Annotated in this window: 16 protein-coding genes; 6 read left to right on the top strand and 10 right to left on the bottom strand. The window is 71.6% G+C overall.

What is annotated here, in order from left to right; genetic code table 11:
• Nucleotides 1–30: 30 nt before the first annotated feature.
• From D7X99_RS22370 to D7X99_RS22350, 5 genes are all read right to left on the bottom strand, one after another.
• Complete coding sequence (locus D7X99_RS22370; protein WP_121779545.1) at nt 31–1002, bottom strand: nucleotidyltransferase family protein; 972 nt, start codon at nt 1000–1002, stop codon at nt 31–33.
• A gap of 39 nt (nt 1003–1041) precedes the next feature.
• On the bottom strand, nt 1042–2118 hold the full coding sequence (locus tag D7X99_RS22365) for a nucleotidyltransferase family protein (protein ID WP_171805201.1): 1077 nt from the start codon (nt 2116–2118) through the stop codon (nt 1042–1044).
• A gap of 4 nt (nt 2119–2122) precedes the next feature.
• Complete coding sequence (locus D7X99_RS22360) at nt 2123–3610, bottom strand: MraY family glycosyltransferase (RefSeq protein ID WP_121779544.1); 1488 nt, start codon at nt 3608–3610, stop codon at nt 2123–2125.
• A gap of 87 nt (nt 3611–3697) precedes the next feature.
• Complete coding sequence (locus tag D7X99_RS22355; RefSeq protein WP_121779543.1) at nt 3698–4843, bottom strand: glycosyltransferase family 4 protein; 1146 nt, start codon at nt 4841–4843, stop codon at nt 3698–3700.
• A gap of 16 nt (nt 4844–4859) precedes the next feature.
• Nucleotides 4860–5888 (bottom strand): ROK family protein, encoded by a 1029-nt coding sequence (locus tag D7X99_RS22350; protein WP_121779542.1) that lies wholly within the window; start codon nt 5886–5888, stop codon nt 4860–4862.
• 225 nt (nt 5889–6113) lie between these two features.
• Between D7X99_RS22350 and D7X99_RS22345 the strand changes: the two genes are divergently transcribed.
• The 5 genes from D7X99_RS22345 to D7X99_RS22325 are packed head-to-tail and all read left to right on the top strand — an operon-like array spanning nt 6114 to nt 12311.
• Complete coding sequence (locus D7X99_RS22345) at nt 6114–7634, top strand: oligosaccharide flippase family protein (RefSeq protein ID WP_121779541.1); 1521 nt, start codon at nt 6114–6116, stop codon at nt 7632–7634.
• Nucleotides 7631–8764, top strand: coding sequence for a glycosyltransferase (locus tag D7X99_RS22340; RefSeq protein ID WP_121779540.1), 1134 nt, complete (start codon nt 7631–7633; stop codon nt 8762–8764). Before D7X99_RS22345 ends, D7X99_RS22340 begins: the two co-directional genes overlap by 4 nt.
• A 23-nt stretch (nt 8765–8787) precedes the next feature.
• Nucleotides 8788–9912, top strand: coding sequence for a glycosyltransferase (locus D7X99_RS22335; RefSeq protein ID WP_121779575.1), 1125 nt, complete (start codon nt 8788–8790; stop codon nt 9910–9912).
• A gap of 15 nt (nt 9913–9927) precedes the next feature.
• Nucleotides 9928–11163: a glycosyltransferase family 4 protein gene (locus tag D7X99_RS22330; protein ID WP_121779539.1), complete on the top strand. Its 1236-nt coding sequence runs from the start codon at nt 9928–9930 to the stop codon at nt 11161–11163.
• Nucleotides 11160–12311: a glycosyltransferase family 4 protein gene (locus D7X99_RS22325; protein ID WP_121779538.1), complete on the top strand. Its 1152-nt coding sequence runs from the start codon at nt 11160–11162 to the stop codon at nt 12309–12311. Before D7X99_RS22330 ends, D7X99_RS22325 begins: the two co-directional genes overlap by 4 nt.
• Nucleotides 12312–12314: 3 nt before the next feature.
• On the opposite strand, the gene D7X99_RS22320 is transcribed toward D7X99_RS22325, so the two are convergent.
• The 5 genes from D7X99_RS22320 to D7X99_RS22300 are packed head-to-tail and all read right to left on the bottom strand — an operon-like array spanning nt 12315 to nt 19526.
• Complete coding sequence (locus tag D7X99_RS22320; protein WP_121779574.1) at nt 12315–13400, bottom strand: glycosyltransferase family 4 protein; 1086 nt, start codon at nt 13398–13400, stop codon at nt 12315–12317.
• Between the two features lie 19 nt (nt 13401–13419).
• The gene (locus tag D7X99_RS22315; RefSeq protein ID WP_121779537.1) at nt 13420–14880 is read right to left on the bottom strand and encodes an O-antigen ligase; all 1461 of its coding nucleotides are present in this window, start codon (nt 14878–14880) and stop codon (nt 13420–13422) included.
• Entirely contained in the window at nt 14877–16082 is a 1206-nt protein-coding gene (locus tag D7X99_RS22310) for a glycosyltransferase family 4 protein (RefSeq protein ID WP_199756360.1), read from the bottom strand. The genes D7X99_RS22315 and D7X99_RS22310 overlap by 4 nt, the downstream gene beginning before the upstream one ends.
• A 10-nt stretch (nt 16083–16092) precedes the next feature.
• Nucleotides 16093–17274: a glycosyltransferase gene (locus tag D7X99_RS22305; protein ID WP_253905943.1), complete on the bottom strand. Its 1182-nt coding sequence runs from the start codon at nt 17272–17274 to the stop codon at nt 16093–16095.
• Nucleotides 17275–17333: 59 nt separating this feature from the next.
• Nucleotides 17334–19526 (bottom strand): polysaccharide biosynthesis tyrosine autokinase, encoded by a 2193-nt coding sequence (locus tag D7X99_RS22300; RefSeq protein WP_121779535.1) that lies wholly within the window; start codon nt 19524–19526, stop codon nt 17334–17336.
• A 219-nt stretch (nt 19527–19745) separates the two neighbouring features.
• Between D7X99_RS22300 and D7X99_RS22295 the strand changes: the two genes are divergently transcribed.
• The gene (locus tag D7X99_RS22295; RefSeq protein WP_121779534.1) at nt 19746–21077 is read left to right on the top strand and encodes a bifunctional glycosyltransferase/class I SAM-dependent methyltransferase; all 1332 of its coding nucleotides are present in this window, start codon (nt 19746–19748) and stop codon (nt 21075–21077) included.
• Nucleotides 21078–21115: the final 38 nt, after the last annotated feature.

Below are 21115 nucleotides of genomic sequence, written 5' to 3'. Positions count from 1 at the left end.
CACGCAGGACCGCCGAGCGACCAGACAGCCTTATCGCCCCGTGAGGAGGCGACGCAGTCTGTCCACACCCCGTAGGGCGGAGGACCGTCCGGGGGTGCTCACCGGACCCACCACGCCCCGGTCCAGAAGCTCACGGGTCGCGCGGCGCAGCGGCGGGAACGCGGCGGTGGCCTGCGCCTCCGCCTCCGGGAACAGCCGCGCCACGATGGCCAGCGACGTGTAGAGGGCGCGCTCCAGGCCGAACGCCTCCGCGCGGGACAAGAGCGCCGGGACATCCATCGGGCGCGAGTACACGCCGCCCATCCAGGTGGCGCCGGTGATGAGCTCGCGCAGGTCCACGAACGACAGCCACGGCACGTCATACCCGTGGTGGGCCTGATCCAACGCGGTGAGCAACAGCGCGTCCTCCAGCTCCGGGCGGAAGATGGACTGTCCGTAGACCTTCATGGGTCGGGCGCGCTCGAAGATGCCAGCCAACTGCTCACGTCGGTTCGCGCCCAGCACGTCCGCGTAGAGGTGGATGGGGGTGCGGCCGTCGGACACGACGCGCGCGGCGCCGCTGTTCGTCGTGTCCTCCTCCGGGACGAACTCGTGGTTGGACAGGTAGCCGGCGAAGCCGTCCACGTCCATGCGGCGCACCAGCACCTGGATGTCCAGCACGGGCCGGAAGCCCACGTGCGGATAGAGCGCCTCCGCGAAGGCCGCGCCGCCCAGGAGCAGGATCTTGCGGCCCTCCAGCTGATCCACGATGCGCTTGAAGTGGACCAGCTTCATGACGTTGTCGTTCACGGAGCCGGTGTAGATGGACATCATCCGGTCGCGGGCCCACTCCGGCGCCTCGCCCCCGCCCATCCGGTACTCCAGGTTGTACGCCGCGAGCGGCGCCAGTCCCTGCGCGATGGCCCAGTCGACGTACGCCTCCCACGGCGCGCCCCGGAGCTTTCCGCGCGGAGGCTCGAAGGAGGACAGGACCCGGAAGGTTTCGAGGAGGCTGGGCGCCATGGTGCGGCACCTTTAATGGGCCGGGCCTACCCGCCGCAATCACCGTCTTCCAGCGGGCGACCGGACGGGCCGTGGTGCCCCTGGCTCCGCTCCCGTTCCGGGAGGGGGCCGGGCGCCGCGCAGCCGCCGCAGCGCGTACCGCACCATGGGCCGGGCCCGGGGGGCCAGGGCCAGCTTCGCGGCGACCCACGCGGGCTTGTTGCGCGCCAGCTCCGCGCCCACCAGCCGGGGCCCGGAGAACAACCGCGTCGCCAGCGCGCGCTGCCACCGGGGCGGGGCCAGCGCCTTGAGCACCCAGGCGGGCACGGGCGCGTCCAGCAGCCGGTGCGCCGCATCCCACGCATACCAGACCAGGTGGGGCAGCTCCGTGCGCCGCGCGCGCGTCACCACCCGGTCCCAGTCGAGCCGGGGGTTCGCCCGCGCCAGCAGCTTCAGGTCGAACAGCCAGGCCAGCCGCTGCAGCAGGTGGTTGCTCGCGTGCAGGGCCAGGTAGACGGCCTCGTCCTCCGGGCACAGGAAGCGCACGGGGTGGCCGTCCAGCGTCGCGTCCAGCGCTCGCGACACCATGGCGTCGCCTTCCAGCGACAGGCCGTAGCCCGTGAGCGCGCGGTAGTGCAGCTCCACCAGTCCGTCCGGTCCGGTGAGCTCCACGTGGTGCGCGTCGTCCCGGTCCACGTCGCCGGCCTGGGTGGTGAGCCCCATCCCCTCCAGCGCGTGCACGGCGCACAGCACCCGGGCGCGCGGCACCAGCAGGTCCACGTCGTTCGTCGCGCGCTGGAGCGGCTCCGGGTAGAGCCTGCGCGCCAGCCCGTAGCCCTTGAGCAGCACCGGCGTCAGGCCCAGCGCCGCCAGCGCCGTCAGGCTTCGCGACAAGAGCGACCGCACGCGCATGCCCCGCGCCGCGCTCAGCCGGGCCTCGCGGGTGAGCAGCGCGGCGGCGTCCGGGGTCAGCGTCCAGTCCGCCTTCGCGAGCGCGTGCTCGACGAAGCCCGCCAGTCCGTGGCGCACGGCGGCCTTCACCAGCGCTTCACCATCGCCTTCGTTCGAAGGCCCGGGAGCGTCCGGCACTTCCGGCCACGCATGGAGCAGGGTCAGCAGGTCTGGAGAGACGGTCATGGGCTCACCGCCGCAGCGCGATGATGCGCTCGGGCTCCGCGGCCTCCAGCGCCACCAGCTGCCCCACGCGTTCGGCCACCGCGTCCGCGACCACCTCCAGCGCCAGCTCCTCGTCCCGGTCGATGGCGGCCCGGCCATCGCGCCAGACCAGGCGCAGCGCGCCGAGCAGGGCTTCCGCCTCCTTCACGTCCAGGCGCACCTCCAGCGCGGCCCCGGCGCCGGCGTCCGGGTGCTGGGACTCGAAGACGACGCCCGCGTTCACGCCCTCGTGCGGGCGGCGCAGGCGCAGCTCCAGCGAGGACAGGCTCAGCCCCTGGGACAACGGACGGACGGCGTTCCACACCTCCTGGAACGAACCGGCCGCGCGCACCGCCGCGGTGACGGAGCGCACCAGCGAGCGCAGTTCCAGGTTGCGCTGGCGCGTCTGCTGGACGGAGTCCATGTGGCGCACGTCCAGGTAGCCCAGCTTGCGCATCAGCACCATGATGACCACGCCGATGCCGCTGAGAAGCAGCGCACTCTGGATGCTGTTGGCGAAGCTGAGCCCCAGCGCGGTGAGCATGAACAGCGTGCACAGCGCGTAGAGCACCAGCACGGTGGTGCGGTGGGACAACAGCAGGCGGCTCATCAGCCGGTGGTGGATGTGCTCCTTGTCCGCGCTGAACATGGGTCTGCCCAGCAGCGAGCGGCGCACCATGGCCAGCAGCGTGTCCATGATGGGCAGGCCCAGCGCCATCACCGGCACGAGCAGCGCCACCGCGGTGCCGCTCTTCGACGACGTCTTGATGGACACCGCCGCGAGCACGAAGCCCAGGAACATGCTGCCCGTGTCCCCCATGAAGATGGAGGCCGGGTTGAAGTTGAACACCAGGAACCCGAGGATGGCGCCCGCGAGCGACACCATCAGCAGGCACAGCAGCACGTCCCCGCGCATCAGCGCGAGCAGGAAGTGGGTGCCCACGCCGAAGAACGCCACGCCGCCCGCCAGCCCGTCCAACCCGTCGATGAGGTTGAGCGCGTTGATGACGCCCACCACCCACAGCACCGTCAGCGGCAGGCTCAAGAGCCCCAGCGTCAGCTCCGCGCCGAAGGGGTTGGCCAGCACCTCGATGCGGAAGCCCAGCGCGTACAGGCCCAGCGCCACCGCGAACTGCACGGAGAACTTCAGCTTCGCGCCCGCGCCCTTGAGGTCGTCGTAGAAGCCCAGCCCCGCGATGATGGCGCCGCCCACGAAGAGGCCGATGATGAGCGTCGTCTGCGCGAGGAACTGGTCTCCCACGCCCGAGTCCACGATGAACAGCGCGCACAGCGGCGCGAAGAAGCCCCCCACGATGCCAATGCCGCCCAGCCGGGGGACGGCCCGCACGTGCACCTTGCGGCTGGAGTTCGTCTGATCCAACCAGCCCCACGCCAGCGCACGCTCACGCACGCGCCACGTGAGCACCAGCGCCACGAGGAGCGACACGAGGAAGGCGACGAAGAAGGTGACCATGCGCGAGGAGTTTCCACCTGCATCGTGACGGTCACCGAAGCAGCGCGTCAACGTCCTGGCGTCGCAGGTGTGTCACGACGCGCCTGCCTACCTGCTGTCAGCCCGGATTCGCAGGACTTCTGCGTAAAGCGAAAGGGTGCGGGCGGCGATGTCGGGCCAGGTGAGTCCCTGGACCTCCAGCTGGGCCGCGCGGCGCAGGGCGTACCGCCGGGGTGCATCCGCCGCCAGCTCGCGCACCGCGGCCACCAGCGCGGCCACGTCTCCAATAGGGAAGATCAGGCCCGTGCGTCCGGGCTGCACGACGGAGGGCGCCACGCCCACGGGAGTGGAGACGGGCACGAGCCCGGAGGCCATGGCCTCCACCAGCGCCATGCCATAGCCCTCCGCGTGACTGGGAAAGAGGAGGACCTCCTCGTTGGCGAGCAGGTCCGGCAGGGTGGCGTGGGCGTAGTGCGGCACCACGCGCAGGTGGGGCTGGACGGACGCGGGGAAGGCGGCGCGGACCTCCGGCTCCGGGGTGCCGGTGCCGTACAGGGTCAGGGTGAAGGCGAGCCCCCGCGCGTGCAGGTCGCTCACCGCGGCGATGACGTCCTCGCGGCCCTTGCGTTGGATGAAGGTCCCCACGGTCGCGAGCCGCAGCGGCCCCTCTGGAGGCGGAGCAGGGAGAGGCCGTCCGTGGAAGGCCTGCGCGAGGCCATGGGGAATGAGGCTCAGCTTCGATACGGGGACGCGCAGGCGTTCGCGCGCGTAGGCCATGTCCGCCGCGTTGAGCAGCACGGTGCGGTCCGCCAGGCGCAGCGTCCGCGCCACCTCCCAGAGGCGGAAGCCGCCGTGGTACAGCGGGTACTTCCAGCTCAGCTGCGCCTTGCCCTCGCGCGCGTCGGCACGGAGCTGTTCGGACACGGTGTGCTCCAGGCCGTGGCTGCGCGTCACCAGCGCGTGACGGCGGGCGGCGCCGGGGCGGCCAGCCTGGGCCCACGGCCACGCATCCCCGGTGGTGACGTCCAGCACGTCATAGCGGCGCGCCACGCGGGCCAGGTGCGCGGAGAGCACCCACGGGAAGCGCAGGTTGTGGAGCGCGCTGAAGTGCTCCACGCCGGGGAAGGCCTCGCCGTAGCTGTAGAAGTCCACGGTGCAGCCCCGCGCCTGGAGCGCACGACCCAGCGCGAGCGTCACGCCGGGGGCGCCCAGGTCCTGGGACAGCGGATGGTGGATGGCCAGGAGCACGCGCATGCGCGCGCTTCATAGCTCACATCCGCGGGCCCGCGAGCAGCGCCGCCCCGATGGCGCCGGACAGGTCACCCAGCTCCGCGATGCGCATCGCGGGCTTGCGCTCCGTGATGAACAGGTGCGGGTGCATGGCGTCCTGGATGTGGCCCATGTAGATGGGGCCCAGCCGGGCCCCCAGCCCGCCTCCGATGACGATGGCCTCCAGGTCCAGCAGGTTGATGACGGAGGCGAGGGCCACGCCGAGCATGTCGATGGCCCGCTCGATGAGCCGCGTCGCCAGCGGATCCCTCTGCTTCAGGGCGCTCTCCCAGACGCTGCTGGACAGGCGGGTGCGCTTCTTGTCGCGCATGATGTCGAAGAGGACGGTCTTCTCGCCCTTCCTCGCCGCCGTGCGCGCCTTGCGCTCCATGCACGCGCGCCCCGCGTAGGCCTCCAGGCAGCCGCGCCGGCCGCAGCCACAGCGTGCACCGTTGGGCTTCACCACCATGTGGCCAATCTCTCCAGCGGAGCCCTGCCCGCGCCAGGGCACGCCGTTGAGCACCATGCCGCCGCCCACGCCCGTGCCCCACCACACGCCCAGCACCGAGCGGTAGTTGCGTCCCGCGCCCAGCTTGTACTCGGCCGCGACCGCCACCTGGACGTCGTTGCCCAGCACCACCTTGCTGCCGCCCACGAGCTCACCCAGGCTCGACGCCACGGGATACGGCGCGTCCCAGCCGCCCGCGACGTTGGCCGTGTGCGAGAGCGTGCCGTTGTTCGCGTCCACCGAGCCCGGCACGCCCACGCCCACGCCCACGAGCTTCGCGGGTTCGACACCCGCGGTCCGCGCGGCCTCGCCCAGCGTGCCGTAGAGCTCCTTCACCACCACGCCCGGGCCGCCCGTCGCGGGGGTCATGTGGCGGGCCCGGCCCAGCACCTCGCCGCGCGCGTCCACGATGACGGCTTCGATTTTCGTGCCGCCCAGGTCGATGCCTCCCCAGATGCCGGCCTTGCCGTTGCGCGCCCCGTTCCCCGCGCGGTGCCCGTTCTTCACTGACGCGTCGGCCATGTCATGCCCCCGTGGTTCGCTCGCGGCACAATCTGCGCAGTGAGGTCGCGGCCCGAGCCGCCGTGCCAGACACGCCCGTGTCCGCCCGCCCGCTCCACGGGGATGCATGCGGGCCCTCCTTCCGGGACTCGCGAACGCACTGCCTCCTCGTGCCCCTGTTCGCCAGAGGCGGGGGCGCATATAGGCTCCGTCGAAGTTCCTTTCGCGGAGCGCCCCGTTTCCCCCATGAGCAGCCGTTCCCCTTCCGCGCCGGACGACCCCGACGCCCAGCCCCTGGGTACGTCGGACGTGAAGGACCGCGCGCAGCGCTCCATCATCGCCCTGGGCCTGCGGACGCTCGGCTCGCTGGGCTTGCGGGTGGTGAGCTCGCTCGCCCTGTCGCACCTGCTGTTTCCGGGGGACTACGGCGCGTTCGCCATCGTGGCCTTCACCGCGGCGATGGGCGCGTTCCTGGGGGACCTGGGCCTCAGCGCGTCGCTGGTGCGCCAGCAGCACGAGCCCACGCAGGACGAGATCAGCACCGCCTTCTGGAGCCACCAGGCGTTCACGGTCCTCATCGTGGGCGTCATCCTGCTGCTCGCGCCGTGGCTGTCGCGCGCCTACGAGCTGGGCCCTTCGGGCGCGGCCATGGTGAGCGTGATGGGGCTGGGGCTGTTCTTCCACTCGCTGCGCGTCATCCCCATCATGATGCTGGAGCGGCAGCTGCGCTTCCCGACGCTCGCGCGCATCGAGCTCGTCGAAGGCATCGCGCAGACGGCGACCACCATCTTCATGGCCTGGATGCACTGTGGTGCATGGTCGCTCATCGGCGGCGGGCTGGTGCGGGGCGCGGTGGGCATGGTGCTGTTCTGGGCGGCGGCGGGCTGGAGACCCCAGGGCACGTTCCGCTTGGACATCGTCAAGCGGCTCTTGTCCTTCGGCATCTGGTTCCAGCTCACGGGCCTCATCCCCGCGGCGCTCCAGGGTTGGATTCCGCTCGTGGTGGGGCGCATGGAGGGCAAGGACGGGGTGGGCCTGGTGAACTGGGCGACAGCGTTGGCCTCCGTGCCGCTGGCGGTGAGCAGCGTCCTCACGCGCGTCGCATATCCGGCGTACAGCCGCATGCAGGAGGACTCGGCCGCGCTGGCGGACTACCTGCGCACGTCCATCCGGCGAGTGAGCGCGGTCCTGTGTCTGGCCATCCCGTTCGGCGTCATCGCGCTGCCGCCCTTCATCCCGGTGGTCTTCGGTGAGCGCTGGAGCCTCGCGTCCACGCTGGTGCAGTGGTTCACCATCGAGGCGTCGATGCTGGCGGTGCAGGGCCTGCTGGCCTCGCAGCAGAACGCCAGCGGTCACGCGCGGGAGCGGATGTACGTGGCCATTACCGGGAGCCTGCTGCGCTTCGGCCTGGGAGTGCTGGCGGTGATGCACTGGGGCATCGTGGGCGTCGGGGTGAGCGCGACGGCCGTGACGCTCACGGAGCTGTGGTTCACGGCGCGGCTGGTGTCCCGCCGCAACCCGCACCTGTCGCGGCTTGAGTTCGAGGTCATGGAGCCGTTCCTCACGGTGGGCGCGCTGCTCGCGCTCGCGGTGGGCTGTTCGCGGCTCGCGATGGGGCAGGACGGGCTGCTGGTACAGGCGCTGGTGGCGGCGGGGCTGCTGACCGCGCTGGTGCTCGCGCGTGAGGCCACGCGGCGAGGCCTGTCGTTGCTGGGAGAGCTGCGCGCCCTGGTCCAGCACCTGCGCGCGAGGCGGGCGCCTCCGTGAGCCGCGCGTGGCATCTGTTGACGGGGGAGTATCCGCCGGCCCCCGGTGGCGTCTCCGACCATTCGCGGAGCATCGCCCACGCGCTCTTGAAGGCGGGGGAGACGGTGCACGTCTGGACCCCTGGGGCAGAGAGCGTCACGGATGATCAAGGCGTGACCGTGCACCGGTGGCCCGGCCTCTTCACGCCACCGGGCCTGGTGCGCCTGACGCGCGAGCTGGATGCGCTGCCAGGTCCCCGGCGGCTGTTCCTCCAGTACGTGCCGCACGCGTTCGGATTGAAGGCGATGAACGTGCCGTTCTGCGCCTGGTTCGCGGCGAGGCGGCGGGACGAACGCGAGCTGTTCCTCCATGAGGCGGTGTACCCGTGGAGTCCGGGCGCGCCGTGGAAGCATCAGGTGCTCGCGGGAGTCACGCGGGTGATGCTGCGCACGCTGGCGCTCGGCGTGGAGCGCGCCTACGTGTCCATCCCCACCTGGGCGGAGCACCTGCCGGAGCCACTGCGGTCCCAGGCCCGGTGGTGTCCCATTCCCAGCCCCCTGCCCCTGGACGTGTCGGCGGACGAAGTGCGCGCGGTGCGGGATGCGCTTGGCGGCCCCACGGTGGCGCACTTCGGGACGTATGGCGGAGCCATCTCGGGCCCGCTGGAGGCCGTGCTCGTGCCGTTGTTGCAGCGGGATGAGCGACGGCAGGCGCTGCTGCTGGGCCGGGGCAGTCGGGGCTGGTGTGAGGCCCTGGGACGAAAGCATCCCGCGCTGGCCCGCAGGCTCCATGCGAGGGACGGACTGGCACCGGAGGCCGTGGCCGTGCACCTGCGCGCGGCGGAGCTGCTGGTGCAGCCGTATCCCGACGGCGTCAGCGCCCGACGCAGCAGCGCGATGGGAGGATTGGGACTGGGCCTGCCCATCGTCACCAACACCGGGCACCTGAGCGAACCGCTGTGGCGCGACCTGCGGCCGGTGGCGCTCGCGGATGATGCGTCACCCGCCGCGCTGCTGGCGCTCGCGGAGCACCTGTTGGAGCACGAGGAAGAGCGCCGGGCCCTGGGTGAGCGCGCGGCGCGCGTGTACCGTGAGCACTTCGCGCTGGAGCACACGGTGGCGCACCTGCTGCGCCGCGGAGTCACCCCGTGAGCACCTTGAAGTTGAAGGTCCTGATGGATCCGCTCGAGGAGGGTTGGCCCAGTATGGACCTGGTGGGCGAAGCGCTCGTCGAGGGACTGGCGGCGTTTCCCGCCGAGGTCGACGTCACCCGCGTGCGCCCATCCATTCCCCACGCCGTGCGCGCCCTGCCCCGCGTGGGCAGCCGCAAGGCCGCCTTCAACGCGGACCGGCTGCTCACCCGCTTCGGCCTCTATCCCGCGCGGCTGCTGCGTGAGCGAGTCGGCCACGATGCGTTCCACGTCGTGGACCACACCTACGCGCAGCTCGTCCACGCGCTGCCCGCGGAGCGCACTGGCGTCTTCTGCCATGACCTGGATGCCTTCCGCTCCGTCCTGGAGCCCCTCCGCGAACCGCGCCCCACGTGGTTCCGCTTGATGGCGAGAGCCACGCTCAAGGGACTGGAGCGTGCGGCCATCGTCTTCCACAGCACGCAGCAGGTCCGCGACGAACTGCTCGCGCACGGCGTGGTGCCTCCCGAGCGATTGGTGTGGGCGCCCTACGGAGTCTCGCCGGAGTACCGGCTCGACCCCGTTCCCGGAGACGCCAGCAAGGCCGTGCTTGCACCGCTGAAGGGCCGGCCGTATCTGCTGCACGTGGGCAGCGCCATCCGCCGAAAGCGGCTGGACGTTCTCTTCGACGTCTTCGCCGCACTGCGCGCCCGGCATCCGGACCTCATGCTGGTGCAGCAGGGCGGCGAGCTGGACGCGGCTCAACAGGAGCAGGTTACGCGGCTCGGCTTGAAGGACGCGCTGCTGCAACCGCCCCGGCAGGAGCGGGCCGCGCTCGCGGGCCTGTACCGAGGTGCCCGCGGGGTGCTGGTGCCCAGTGACGCGGAGGGCTTCGGCCTGCCCGTCATCGAAGCGCTGGCGTGTGGTGTCCCCGTGGTGGCCAGCGACCTGCCGGTGCTGCGCGAAGTGGGCGCCGACGCCTGCACGTACTGCCCGGTGGGCGACGTGGCCGCATGGTCGGAGACGGTGGATGCCCTGCTCACGGGCCGCGTGCCCGCGCCATCCGCGGAGACGCGGCGTGCACGGGCCGCACGCTTCACGTGGAGCGCCCATGCGCGCACCGTGTTGGACGCGTATCTGCATCGCCTTGACCGCCCCGGGCGGGTCTGATTCGGTCGCGTCCGCGTGCGGATCCTGTTCCTCAACCCCGTGGGAATCCTGGGCGGTGCCGAGCGCGCGCTCGTGGATCTCCTCGCGTGCCTGCGCACGCTGGAGCCTGGCCTGTCGCTGCACCTCATCGCGGGCACGGACGGGCCGCTGGTGGAGACAGCCCGAGGGCTCGGCGTGGAGACCCAGGTGCTCGCCCTGCCCGACCGCTTGTCCGCGCTCGGGGACAGTGGTCTGCGGGAGCAGGGTCGCGCGGGTCTCTTTCGCTTCGCGCGTGAGATCGCCCCTACGCCCCTGCTGCTGACCCGCTACGGACTCGACCTGCGGCGCGCGGTGCTTGACGCAGCGCCGGACCTGCTGCACTCCAATGGCATCAAGACCCACCTGCTGAGCGCGGCCACCACCGGACTGCCAGTTCCGCGCGTGTGGCACGTGCACGACTTCCTCGGTGAACGACCGCTCGTGCGCCGCGCGCTCTCCGGACTGCATCCGCTGGCCTCAGCCGCCATCGCGAACTCGCAGGCCGTCGGCGACGACGCGCGCACGGTGCTCGGGAAGGTCCCCGTGCACGTCGTGCCCAACGGAGTGGACGTGGAGCGGTTCTCTCCGGCCACCGGTGACGGTGCGCACCTGGATGCACTGGCCGGTCTGCCGCCCGCGCCTCCGGGCACGCTGCGCGTGGGGCTCGTGGCCACGTACGCGCGATGGAAGGGACACGACGTCTTCCTGGAGGCCGCGGCCCTGCTGACGCGTCAGGCACCGGCCCTGCCCGTGCGCTTCTACCTCGTGGGCGCGCCGCTCTACCGCACGGCCGGCTCGCAGTTCACCGACGCGGAGCTGCGTGAACAGGTGGAGCGCCACGGCCTCACGGGCCGCGTGGGCTTCGTGCCCTTCCAGCCCGAGCCCGCCCGCGTCTACCGGGCCCTGGACGTCTTCGTGCACGCGAGCACCCGCCGCGAACCTTTCGGCCTCACCATCGCGGAGGCGCTCGCCTGTGGCCGGGCCGCCATCATCTCGAAGTCGAGCGGCGCGGCCGAAGCGCTGCGGGATGGCGAGGACGTGCTGGCCATCGAACCCGGTGACGCGAACACGCTCACGGCGGCCCTGCGCCGGCTGCTGGAGGATGAAGCCTTGCGAGACACCCTGGCCCGCACGGCCCGCCACACCGCCGTGCGCCGCTTCTCCCGTGAGCGCTACGCCCGGGACATCCTCGCCGTGTACCGGAGCCTCGTCCCCGCGCGAGGGCATTCATGATGCGTCCCCGGAAGCTCGTCACCGTCTCCCACTCCTACGTCGTCACCCTCAACCGGCGGCTGGCCAACGAGATGGCCCGCGTGGGCGCCGGTCGCTGGGACGTCACCGCCGTGGCGCCGAAATCCTTCCACGGGGACCTGAGCCCGCTGGTGCTCCAGCGCGACCCTCACGAGGCCGTGAACCTGGAGGGCGTGCCCGCGTACTTCAGCCGCTCGCTGCACGGCTTCGTCTACGGGCCGGAGGTGCACGCGCACCTGTCGCGAGGCGCGGACCTGGTGCACTTGTGGGAGGAGCCCTACGTGCTCTCCGGCCTGGAGGTGGCGCTGATGACGCCAGCCCACGTGCCGCTCGTCTTCTGCACGTTCCAGAACCTGGCCAAGCGCTATCCCCCACCCTTCGCGCAGGCCGAGCGCTTCGTCCTGCGCCGGGCCGCGGGGTGGATCGCCTGGGGCCAGACGGTGCACGACAACCTCCTCGCCCGGCCCGGCTATGAGCAGCGCCCGTCGCGCTTCATCCCCGTGGGCGTGGACGTGGAGCACTTCCGTCCGGATCCGGAGGCGGGCCGCGCCTTCCGCGAGCGTCTGGGCTGGACGTCCGAAGGGCCGCCCGTGGTGGGCTACCTGGGCCGCTTCGTGCCGGAGAAGGGCCTGCGCCTCTTGATGGATGCACTCAACCGGACGACCACGCCCTGGCGAGCCCTCTTCGTCGGAGGAGGCCCCATGGAGGCGGACCTGCGCGCATGGGCCGCGCGCCACGGAGACCGCGTGCGCATCGTCACCGGCGTGAAGCACGCGGAGGTGCCCCGCGCGCTCAACGCCATGGACGTGCTCTGCGCGCCCAGCCAGACGACGCCCGCGTGGAAGGAGCAGTTTGGCCGCATGCTCGCGGAGGCCTTCGCGTGTGGCGTGCCCGTGTTCGCCAGCGACTCCGGAGAGATTCCGCACACCGTGGGCGATGCCGGGCGCATCCTGCCGGAGTCGTACGGCGGTGCCTGGATCACCGCGCTAGAGGAACTGCTGGAGAGCCCCGCTCAACGCCAGGAGCTGTCCGCGCGAGGCCGCGAGCGAGCCGTGTCCCGCTTCGCCTGGCCGGTGGTCGCGAAGGCGCACCTCGACTTCTTCGAGCAGGTGCTCGAGCGCGGAGCCTGAGGCTCACGCCTCCAGCCGAGCCACCACCGCCGCCGCCATCGCGTCCCACGTCCAGGCCCGCAGCTCCGACGACAGCGCGGCCACGGCGGGCATCCAGTCCCCACCCCGGGCCCGCCACTCCTCCAGGCGCCGCACCAGCTCGCCCGAATCCTCCGGGTCATCCAACAGCAGCCCCTGGAGCGACGACGGGTAGCGCTCCGCCACGCCCGCCGAGCGACTCACCAGCGAGGGGATGCCCACGCACAGCGCTTCGTGCACGCCCAGGCCATAGGACTCGTAGCGCGTGGGGGACACCAGCAGGTCGGCAGCGGCCATCAGGCGGGGCACGTCGTCGCGGAAGCCCAGGAAGCGGATCCGCTCGCCCAGACCCTGCTCACGCGCCGCGCGCTCCCATGATTCGCGCTGCGCGCCCGCTCCCACCACGCACAGGTCCACGTCCCACCCGCGTCGCGCGCACAGCCGCGCCCACGCATGGAAGAGCGTGTCGAAGCCCTTGCGCCGGTCCCCCAGCGCGCCCACGAACAGCGCCACCCGCCGTTCGTTAGGCCAGCCCAGGGACGCACGCGCCTTGCGACGAAGCACGGGAGTCGTGGACGGAAAGCGCGTCGGGTCACCGCCCAGGTACACGACGTGGACGCGGGACTCCTCCACGCCCGTGGCGGCCAGCAGGTCCTGCCGCGTGCGCTCCGAGTTCGCCAGGATGATCCGCGCCCGGCGCAACGCGCGTTGCTCGCTGCGCAGGTGCATCCGGTGGCTTACGTGGCCCTTCAGCCTGCGCAGCGGACTGCCGACGGGCTCGGGCGCGTGCGCGGCGTGGACGTAGTGGACCCAGTTGGCGGCGGGCACCTCGCAGTTGCCGCCGTTGGCCACCACCTGGCCACCCTGCGCCAGCGTGCGCGCGGCCCAGTAGCGCCCCACGGCGTCGAGCAACGGCTCGCCCAGCAGGTACGCGTTCGCGGGCTTGGGCACGCGGACGAAGTGCACGTTGGGGTAGCGCAGGAGCGAATCCCCCACCCGGTGCGCCACCAGCCGCACGGGCCCGCCCTGGCGCGCGAGCCAGTCCGCCAGCGCGAGGTTCGCGCGGTCCATGCCACCAGTGGAGACGAAGTCACCTGCGATGAGGGTGTAGGGCCGCATTCCGGTTCCAGTACGCGCTGAAGAAGGCCGCGTTGAGCAGCCAGAACTCCATGCCCATCTGGCTCATGAAGAACTGATAGCTGAAGGTCTGCGCGAGCGCGCCCAGGTCATACGCGAAGAGCAGGCTGCCCCAGAGCCAGAACTCGCCCGCCGAGTCATCGCGGCGCCGCGCCACCTGGAAGCCCCACGCCAACGTCACCAGCAGCGCGAGCGGATAGCAGACGAGCCCCAGCCATCCTCCGTCGTACGCCCACGCCGTCCACTGGATTTCAGCCCACAGCGGAGGACTCTCGCGGTCGAGGTTGTCGCCGAAGTAGGCATTGGCCATGCCGTAGCGCCCCAGGCCCGCGCCCAGGGGGAACTCCGGGAGCACCTGGTCGAAGGTCTCGTCGAGGAAGCGGCCGCGGTTGGATTGATACACCTGCGACGGGTCGGAGGCCGTGAGCGTGCTCCAGCGTGAGAGCACCGCGTCGCCGCCAACCGCGACGGCCCAGCCGAAGGCCACCACCGCGAAGCCACCCACGACCGCGGCCAATGCCACGAGCCGCACCCACCGGCCGCTCACGGTGAGCACCAGCGCCATGGCCGCCATACAGACAATCAGTGTCACCGCCGCGACGCGCACCTGCCCCAGGTAGAGGCAGATGAGCCCGATGCCGATACCCGCTGCGCCCAGCACCTTCCGGGACATGCCCTGACGGCTGAGCAGGAACGCGCCGCCCAGCAGCACTGAATAGAAGGCGCCAGTGGCGGCTCCGCCCGGGACGTCCGTCAGCCCCATGGGTCGGAACACGCGCGCGCCGCTCGCGGTCTCGAACTGGAGGCTGCGCACGTAGCCCTCGCCCTGGCTTTCGACCATGGCGGACAGGGCCGGCTGGAAGCGGCCGGGGAAGGTCACCTGCAGGATGCCCAACGAGGCGCTCGCCATGTTGAACAGGAAGAGCAGCAGGACGACGCGTCCGAACATCTTCGCGTCGATGCGCAGGCGGCTCGCCCAGAAGAGCGGCGCGAACACGGAGATCTGGATGCCCAGCTGCGCGGCCGCCGCCAGCGGGGTGTTGGTGCCGGGGTGGAAGAAGTTCAGCGCGTTGAGCCCCGCCGAGGCGAGCAGGAAGGGCATCGCCGGGTGCTTGAGGCGCGGACCCTTCACCAGCACCAGCAGCGCCAGGCTCGTGCCGAACGACAGGATGCGGAACACCACGCGCGCCGGCGCCAGCGCCTCCATCAGCAGCGCGAGCTGGCAGACGAAGAGCAGCACGATGAACGCCACTACCACGTGACCCGAACCGAGCAGCCCCGGAGACGCCGCCGCCGGAGCCGTCACAGCCTGCGTTGTCGCGGGTTGGGGCGCGCGGCGCACATAACGCCGATGCAGCACACCGGGGCCCTGGAGCTGGGGGCGCGAAGTGGATGCGGAGCGAGCCTCCTTCACGAAACACGCTCCCGGGCCACGGAGCGCGCTGCATCCTCCAGCGCCGTCAGGAAGGCATCCGGTGCGCTCAGCGCCTTCGCGCGAGAGGGGCCACCACTGCCCAGCTTCCGTCGAGCCGCTTCATCTTCGATGAGTCCGCGCAGCGCCTGGGCCAGGGCCTCCGGCTTCGGAGGCACGAGCACGCCGCAAGACGCATCGACGATCTCCAGCGGTCCACCCAACGCGGTGGTGACCACGGGAAGCCCTGCGTAGAGCGCCTCCACGAACGCCAGGCCAAACGGCTCCGGCCCGGTGTTGGGCTGACAATGCACCTCCGCCGCGCGCAGCAAGCGAGGCACATCCAAGCGCTGTCCCAGGAACCGCACGCGGTCCCCAAGGCCCAGGGCCAAGGCCTGGGCCTTCAAGCCCGCTTCGTAGGCAATTTCTTCCGGACGCTGCGCACCGCCAGCGAACCACGCCTTCCAGCGAGGCACCTGGCGCAGCCGGCCCAGCGCTTCGAGCAGCAGCCGCTGCCCCTTCCACTCCTGCATGCGGCTGGCATGGACGATGACGACATCCGTCGGATCCGCGCCCAGCTCACCGCGGAGCGACGTGCGCTCGGAAGCCATGAGGTCCGGGCCACCGTCGCGGACGGGAGGATGGAGCACGCGCCACGGCGTGCGCGGATACACGCTCGGAAGCGTGCTCGCGGTGTAGCGGCTGTTGCACAGCGCCAGGTCCGGCGAGGTGACCCGCGCCCAACGCTCCACCCAGTGCGAACCCGACAGGGCGTCGTGCTGGAAGAAGAGCAGCGGAACACCGGCCGTGCGCACCACCGGCCCGAAGATGGCTTGAGGCCACGCCGCGTGACACACCACCGCGTCGAACGCCTCCTGCTGGAGCAGCGCCATCAGCGCGCGTCGAGCCTCCCAGACCCGCCAGGGTCGGCTCACCTTCGCCGGTCCCAGCAACGTCAGAGGCGCGCCCGCCGCGCGAAGCTCCTCCGAGATGCGTCCCTCGAAGCAGAGCGCGAACGCATGCACCGCGCCGCCCGCCCGGTCCGCGCTCGCGAGCGCCAGAGTGCGCAGCAACGTCTCGACGCCGCCGTAGAGGTTGCCGCTGGACACGTGCAGCACGCGAAGCGGCGCACCACCTGACGCATGCGAGGAGCGACCTCCGCCCTCCGCGGGACCGTCACGATGAGACGCGCGCGTTCCGTGCATGCGCGGACCTTCAGCGCCCGCCCGCGACGTGCCGGACGGAGGCATCGCTCTTCTCCTCCTCCACCGGCTGTCGTCCGAGCGCCTCCGCGTACAGCTCCAGGCTGCGCGACGCCATCACGTCATGGGCGAACTCCGCCCGCGCACGCTCCTGCGCCCCACGCGACAGCCGCTCGCGCAGACCCGGCTCCTCCACCAACCGGCGCGCCGCCGCCGCCAGCGCTCGTGCATCACCCACGGGCACAGTAAGGCCAGTGCGCTCGTGCGGGCTCACCCACGCCACACCGGAGTCCGGCACGGCGGTGTTGAGCACGGGCAATCCACTCGCCAGCGCCTCCACCTGCGACAGGCCATACGCCTCGCTGCGCGCGTTGCTCGGAAACCACAGCGCCGTCGCGGCCCGGTACGCGCCCGTCAGCGCCTCCGGCGACAGGTAGCCCGCCCACGTCACCCGGTCTTCGATGCCCAGCGCCTTCGCCCGCGCGCGGCCTTCTTCCGCCAGCGGCCCCTCGCCCACGATGACCAGCCGCCCCGGCGCGTGCACCAGCGCCTCCAGCGCCGTGAACAGCCCCTTGTAGTAGACGAGCCGCCCCACCATCAGCCACAGCGGCCCGCCCGCCGCCTCCGCCGTCCACCGCGCCTGGGCCTCGCGCGCTTCCGCGGAAGGAGGCCGCAGGTACGACTCCAGCTCGATGCCCAGCGGCAGCACCCGCACCTTCGACTTGAACGTCGACAACAGCGACGAGCCGCGCACGTACGCGTCGCTCGTGGCCAGCAGCCGCGCCGCGCGCGCGTACAGCATCCACTCGAAGGGACGGAACAGCGCGCCCGCGACCTTCTGCCGGATGATGTCGCTCTGGTGCGTCACCACCACCGCGGGCAAGCGCGGCACCGCGTCCAGCGCCAGCACCATGCTCGGGTTGGGCACGTGCAGGTGCACCACGTCCACGCCCCGCGCCAGCGCCCGCCTGAGCACGAACGGCAGCGACGGCATCACGTCCATGCGCGCCACGGATGTGAGCCGCCCCAGGCGAATCACGCGCACCGGTCCATCCCACTCCTCACGCGTGGGGCTGCGCCCGTGGAACTCGTGGCTCGTCCCGGAGCCATCCACGGAATGGTTCGCGCACAGCACCTCCACCTGCGCGCCCAGCGACGCCTGCGCGCGCGCCAGCGTTCGCACGTGCGCCTCCATGCCGCCGGAGGCCGGAGGGTAGAACTTCCCCAGGTGCAGCACCCGCAGGCCCGCGCCCCTCACGACGGCGCCACCCCGCCCTTGGGCTCGTCCTGCGTCGGGCCATAGCCCTGGTAGCCCAGGTACGTGTCGCCGTAGCGCGGCTGCCGCAGGTCCACGTCGTTGAGGATGGCGCCGAACATCCGCGCCTGCACGTCCGCCAACGAGCGCAGCGCGCGCTTCGCGGCGCCCCGGTCCGTCCGGCCCGCCTTGAGCACCATCACCACGCCGTCCGCCTGCGTGGCCAGCACCGCCGCGTCCACCACCGCATTGAGCGGCGGGCTGTCCAGGATGATGCGGTCGAACTTCTCCCCCGCTGTGCGCAGCAGTTCCTTGAACGCACGCGTGTGCAGAAGCTCCGCGGGGTTCGGCGGCAACGGGCCACACGGCAGCACGAAGAGGTTGGGCACCTCCGTGCTCTTCACCGCCTTGTCCAGCGAACCCTCGCCCACCACCAGTGAGCTGATACCCAGGTCGTTGGGCACGCCGAACGCGCGGTGCAGCCGGGGCCGGCGCATGTCCGTGTCCAACAGGAGCACGCGGTTGCCGCTCTGGGCCATGGCCACGCCCAGGTTGATGCACGTGGTGGACTTGCCCTCCTGCGGGCCGCTGGACGTCACCACCAGCGTCTTGCAGGGATGATCCGGCGACATGAACAGGAGATTGGTGCGCACCGCGCGGCAGCACTCCGCCACCGCGGAGCGCGGCGCGCGGTGCACGTACAGGTCGCGGTCGCCCGGCGCCTTCGTGGCCTCCATGCGCGGCACCACGCCCAGGAACGCCAGGCCCAGCACGTCCTCCACGTCCGCCTGCGACGTGACGCTGTTCTCCAGCATCTCCAGGAACAGCGCCACGCCCAGCCCCAGGAGCAGCCCCATCACCCAGCCGACCATCAGGTTGCGCCGCGTGTGCGGCCGCACCGGCAGCAGCTCCGGCCGCGCGGAGTCCAGCACGCGCACGTTGCTCGTGCGCAGCAAGCCCGACAGCTCGATGTCCTTCAGCCGCTTGAGCACCAGCTCATAGAGCCGCTGGTTGTTGTCCGACTCGCGCTGCAGCCGCCCGTAATCGATGGCCTTCTTGTTCACCTGGAAGGCCTCGGCCTTGGTCTCGTCCAGGAGCTTGTTGAGGTTCTTCTCCTCGCCCTGCGCCTCCGCCAGCTGCGTCTCCGCCGAGCGCACCACGTTGGTCAGGCTCTTGAGCAGGTCCGCGCGCACGACGTCCAGCTTGCGGTTGCACTCCAGCAGCTTCGGGTGCTCCGGCAGGTAGCGCTCGGTCAGCTCCGCGCACGCGGCCTTCTGTTCGCCGTAGCGCGACTTGAGATCCTGGATGGGACCGTCCTTCGCGCCGGGCACGGCCTCCGCCCACGTCTCGTCGTTGCCCGCGTCCTTGCGCAGCCGGTGGATGGCGTCCACGCGCGCCTGCTGCGCCGCGATGCGCGTGCGCACCTCGGTGAGCTTCAGGTTGTAGGAGTTGATCCGCTCGCTGACGATGGACAGCCGCGACTCCAGCGACGTGGACAGCATGTCCGCGTCCTTCTTCAGGTCGTAGACGGCCATCTCGCCGGCCTTGGACTGGCGGCCCAGTTCATCCAGGCGCCCCTCCAGCCACGTGCGCGCCTCCTCCGTGGTGCGCAGCTTCAGCGCCAGGTTCTCCGCCATGTACGCGGCGGCCACCTCGTTGGAGAGCAGCGCCGCGCGCGCGGGGTCCACGTCCTCCACGCCGATGTTCATCACCCGCGAGTCCTTGCCGGGCACCACCAGGATGCGCGAGCGCAACAGCCCCACCGCGTCCGCGTCCTCCAGCGCCTTCGCGCGCTCCGCCGGATCCTGGTTCGCCGGCAGGCCCAGGAAGGACGTGTCCTTCGACAGCCCCAACCGGTCCACCACGCGGCTGGCCACCGCGCGCGAGGTGATGATCTCGCTCTGCGTGGCGTAGTACTCCTTGTTGAACCAGTAGTTGCTGCGCTCCTCCCCCATCACCTCCTTCACCTCGCCGTCGAGGATGCGCGGCGCGGTGACGTCGATGATGAGCGAGGTGCTGGCCGCGTAGATGCGCGGCTGCCGCAGCGTCCACGCCGCGGTGAGCGCGGTGACCCCCAACGCCACCCCGAGCATCACCCACCGCCGGCGCCACACGCCCCGCACCCGGTGCATCACGCTCGCGGACGTCGCGCCGGGCGCCCCACCGGCCGGGTCCAACACCGTTCCTTCCACGTCGCGTCTCTCCGGAAGTGGCTGCCGCGGGCGGTCTCCACCGGCCCGAATTCGTCCGGACCCGACCTGCACCCACATCGCGCTGGGGGAATAACGTCCGGAGCGTGCAACGGGCGGGGCAGGTTGTCCATCCAACCGACGTCGCCTGGATGCCCCCCATCCATCCGCCCCGGTCCGCGAACGCGCGCCCCGGAGGGTCCTGTGGTAGTGAGCGGCGCAATGGTTCCTGCGCTTTCCGTCGTCCTGCCCTTCAACCCCGCCACCGCCGCCGCCGCCGCCCGGTTCGCCCACGCGCTGGCCGGACAGGCCCAGGTCGTGCTCGCGGGTGAAGGGCCGGTGGACGTCACGCCCGGTCCCTACGTCCACGTCCTCGCGGCCCAGGGCGGCAAGGGAGCGGCCATCCGCGCCGCGCTGCCCCACGTCACCGGCGCCCACACGGTGCTCCAGGATCCGGACGCCGCCTACTCGCCTGACACCTACGACGCCCTGGTGCAGCCCCTGCGTGACGACACCGCGGACGGCGTCTTCGGCCGGCGCCCCGGCATGTCGCCGGAGATGGTGGCCGAGCGCGCGCTGGGCGGCATCACCCGCTTCGTCACCGACGTGGCGCTGACGGATCCGCTCACCGGCCTGCGCGCCTTCCGCACGGAGGCGCTGCGCTCCATCCAGCTCACCAGCGACGACGACGCGGTGGACGCGGAGCTGGTGGTGAAGCTGGCCGCGCAGCTCTTCCGCCTCACCGAAGTGTCCCTGCCGCCGCTGCAGGCCGTGCCGCGCCGCCCGGCCTCCGCGCACCTGGCCCGTCTGCGCACGCTGGTGCGCTACGCCACCGTGCGCGACGACGCGGACAACCAGCACGAGGGCTACTCCACCCTGGAGCGCATGGACGGCGCCACCCACTACAACCAGTGGCTGGGCCGCCGCTTCCGCGAACACATGGGCCGGCGCGTGCTGGAGATTGGCGCCGGCATCGGCACCATCACCCGCGAGCTGGAGGCCGGCGCGGAGCACCTGGTCGCGCTGGAGGTGGAGCGCTTCTACGTGGACCGCCTGAAGAACCTCTTCCGCGGCAAGCCCCACGTGCGCCCCTACCTGTCCGACGTGGCGCTCGCGGACTGGGAGGCGCTGAAGGCGGAGAACCTGGACACCATCGTGCTGTCCAACGTGCTGGAGCACATCCCGGACGACGCGTCCGCGGTGCGCCGCTTCCGCCAGATTCTCCAGCCGGACGGCCGCGTGCTCATCCTCGTGCCGGCGCTGCCGCAGCTGTTCGGCGCCATCGACGAGGCCGTGGGCCACTACCGCCGCTACACGCCGGAGACGCTGCGCGCGGTGCTGCAGGAGAACGGCTTCCGCGTGGACACGCTGGAGTGGATGAACCTCATCGGCCTGCCGGGCTGGTTCGTCAACAGCCGCCTCCTGCGCCGCCGCGCGGTGCCCAAGCTCCAGCTCAAGCTCTACGACACGCTGGCGCCCCTGCTCGCCCAGGCCGAGCAACAGGTGCGGCTGCCCGTGGGCATGAGCCTGTTCGCCGTCGCTCGCGCCGTCTGATGCCCGCGTGAGCGCCGAAGCCCACCCCACCTCCCCGC

This window comes from Corallococcus sp. AB032C, from assembly GCF_003668935.1.
GTDB lineage: Bacteria > Myxococcota > Myxococcia > Myxococcales > Myxococcaceae > Corallococcus > Corallococcus exiguus.
The sequence above is the reverse complement of the archived record's forward strand: the minus strand, read 5'-3'. Positions and strand labels throughout refer to the sequence as shown.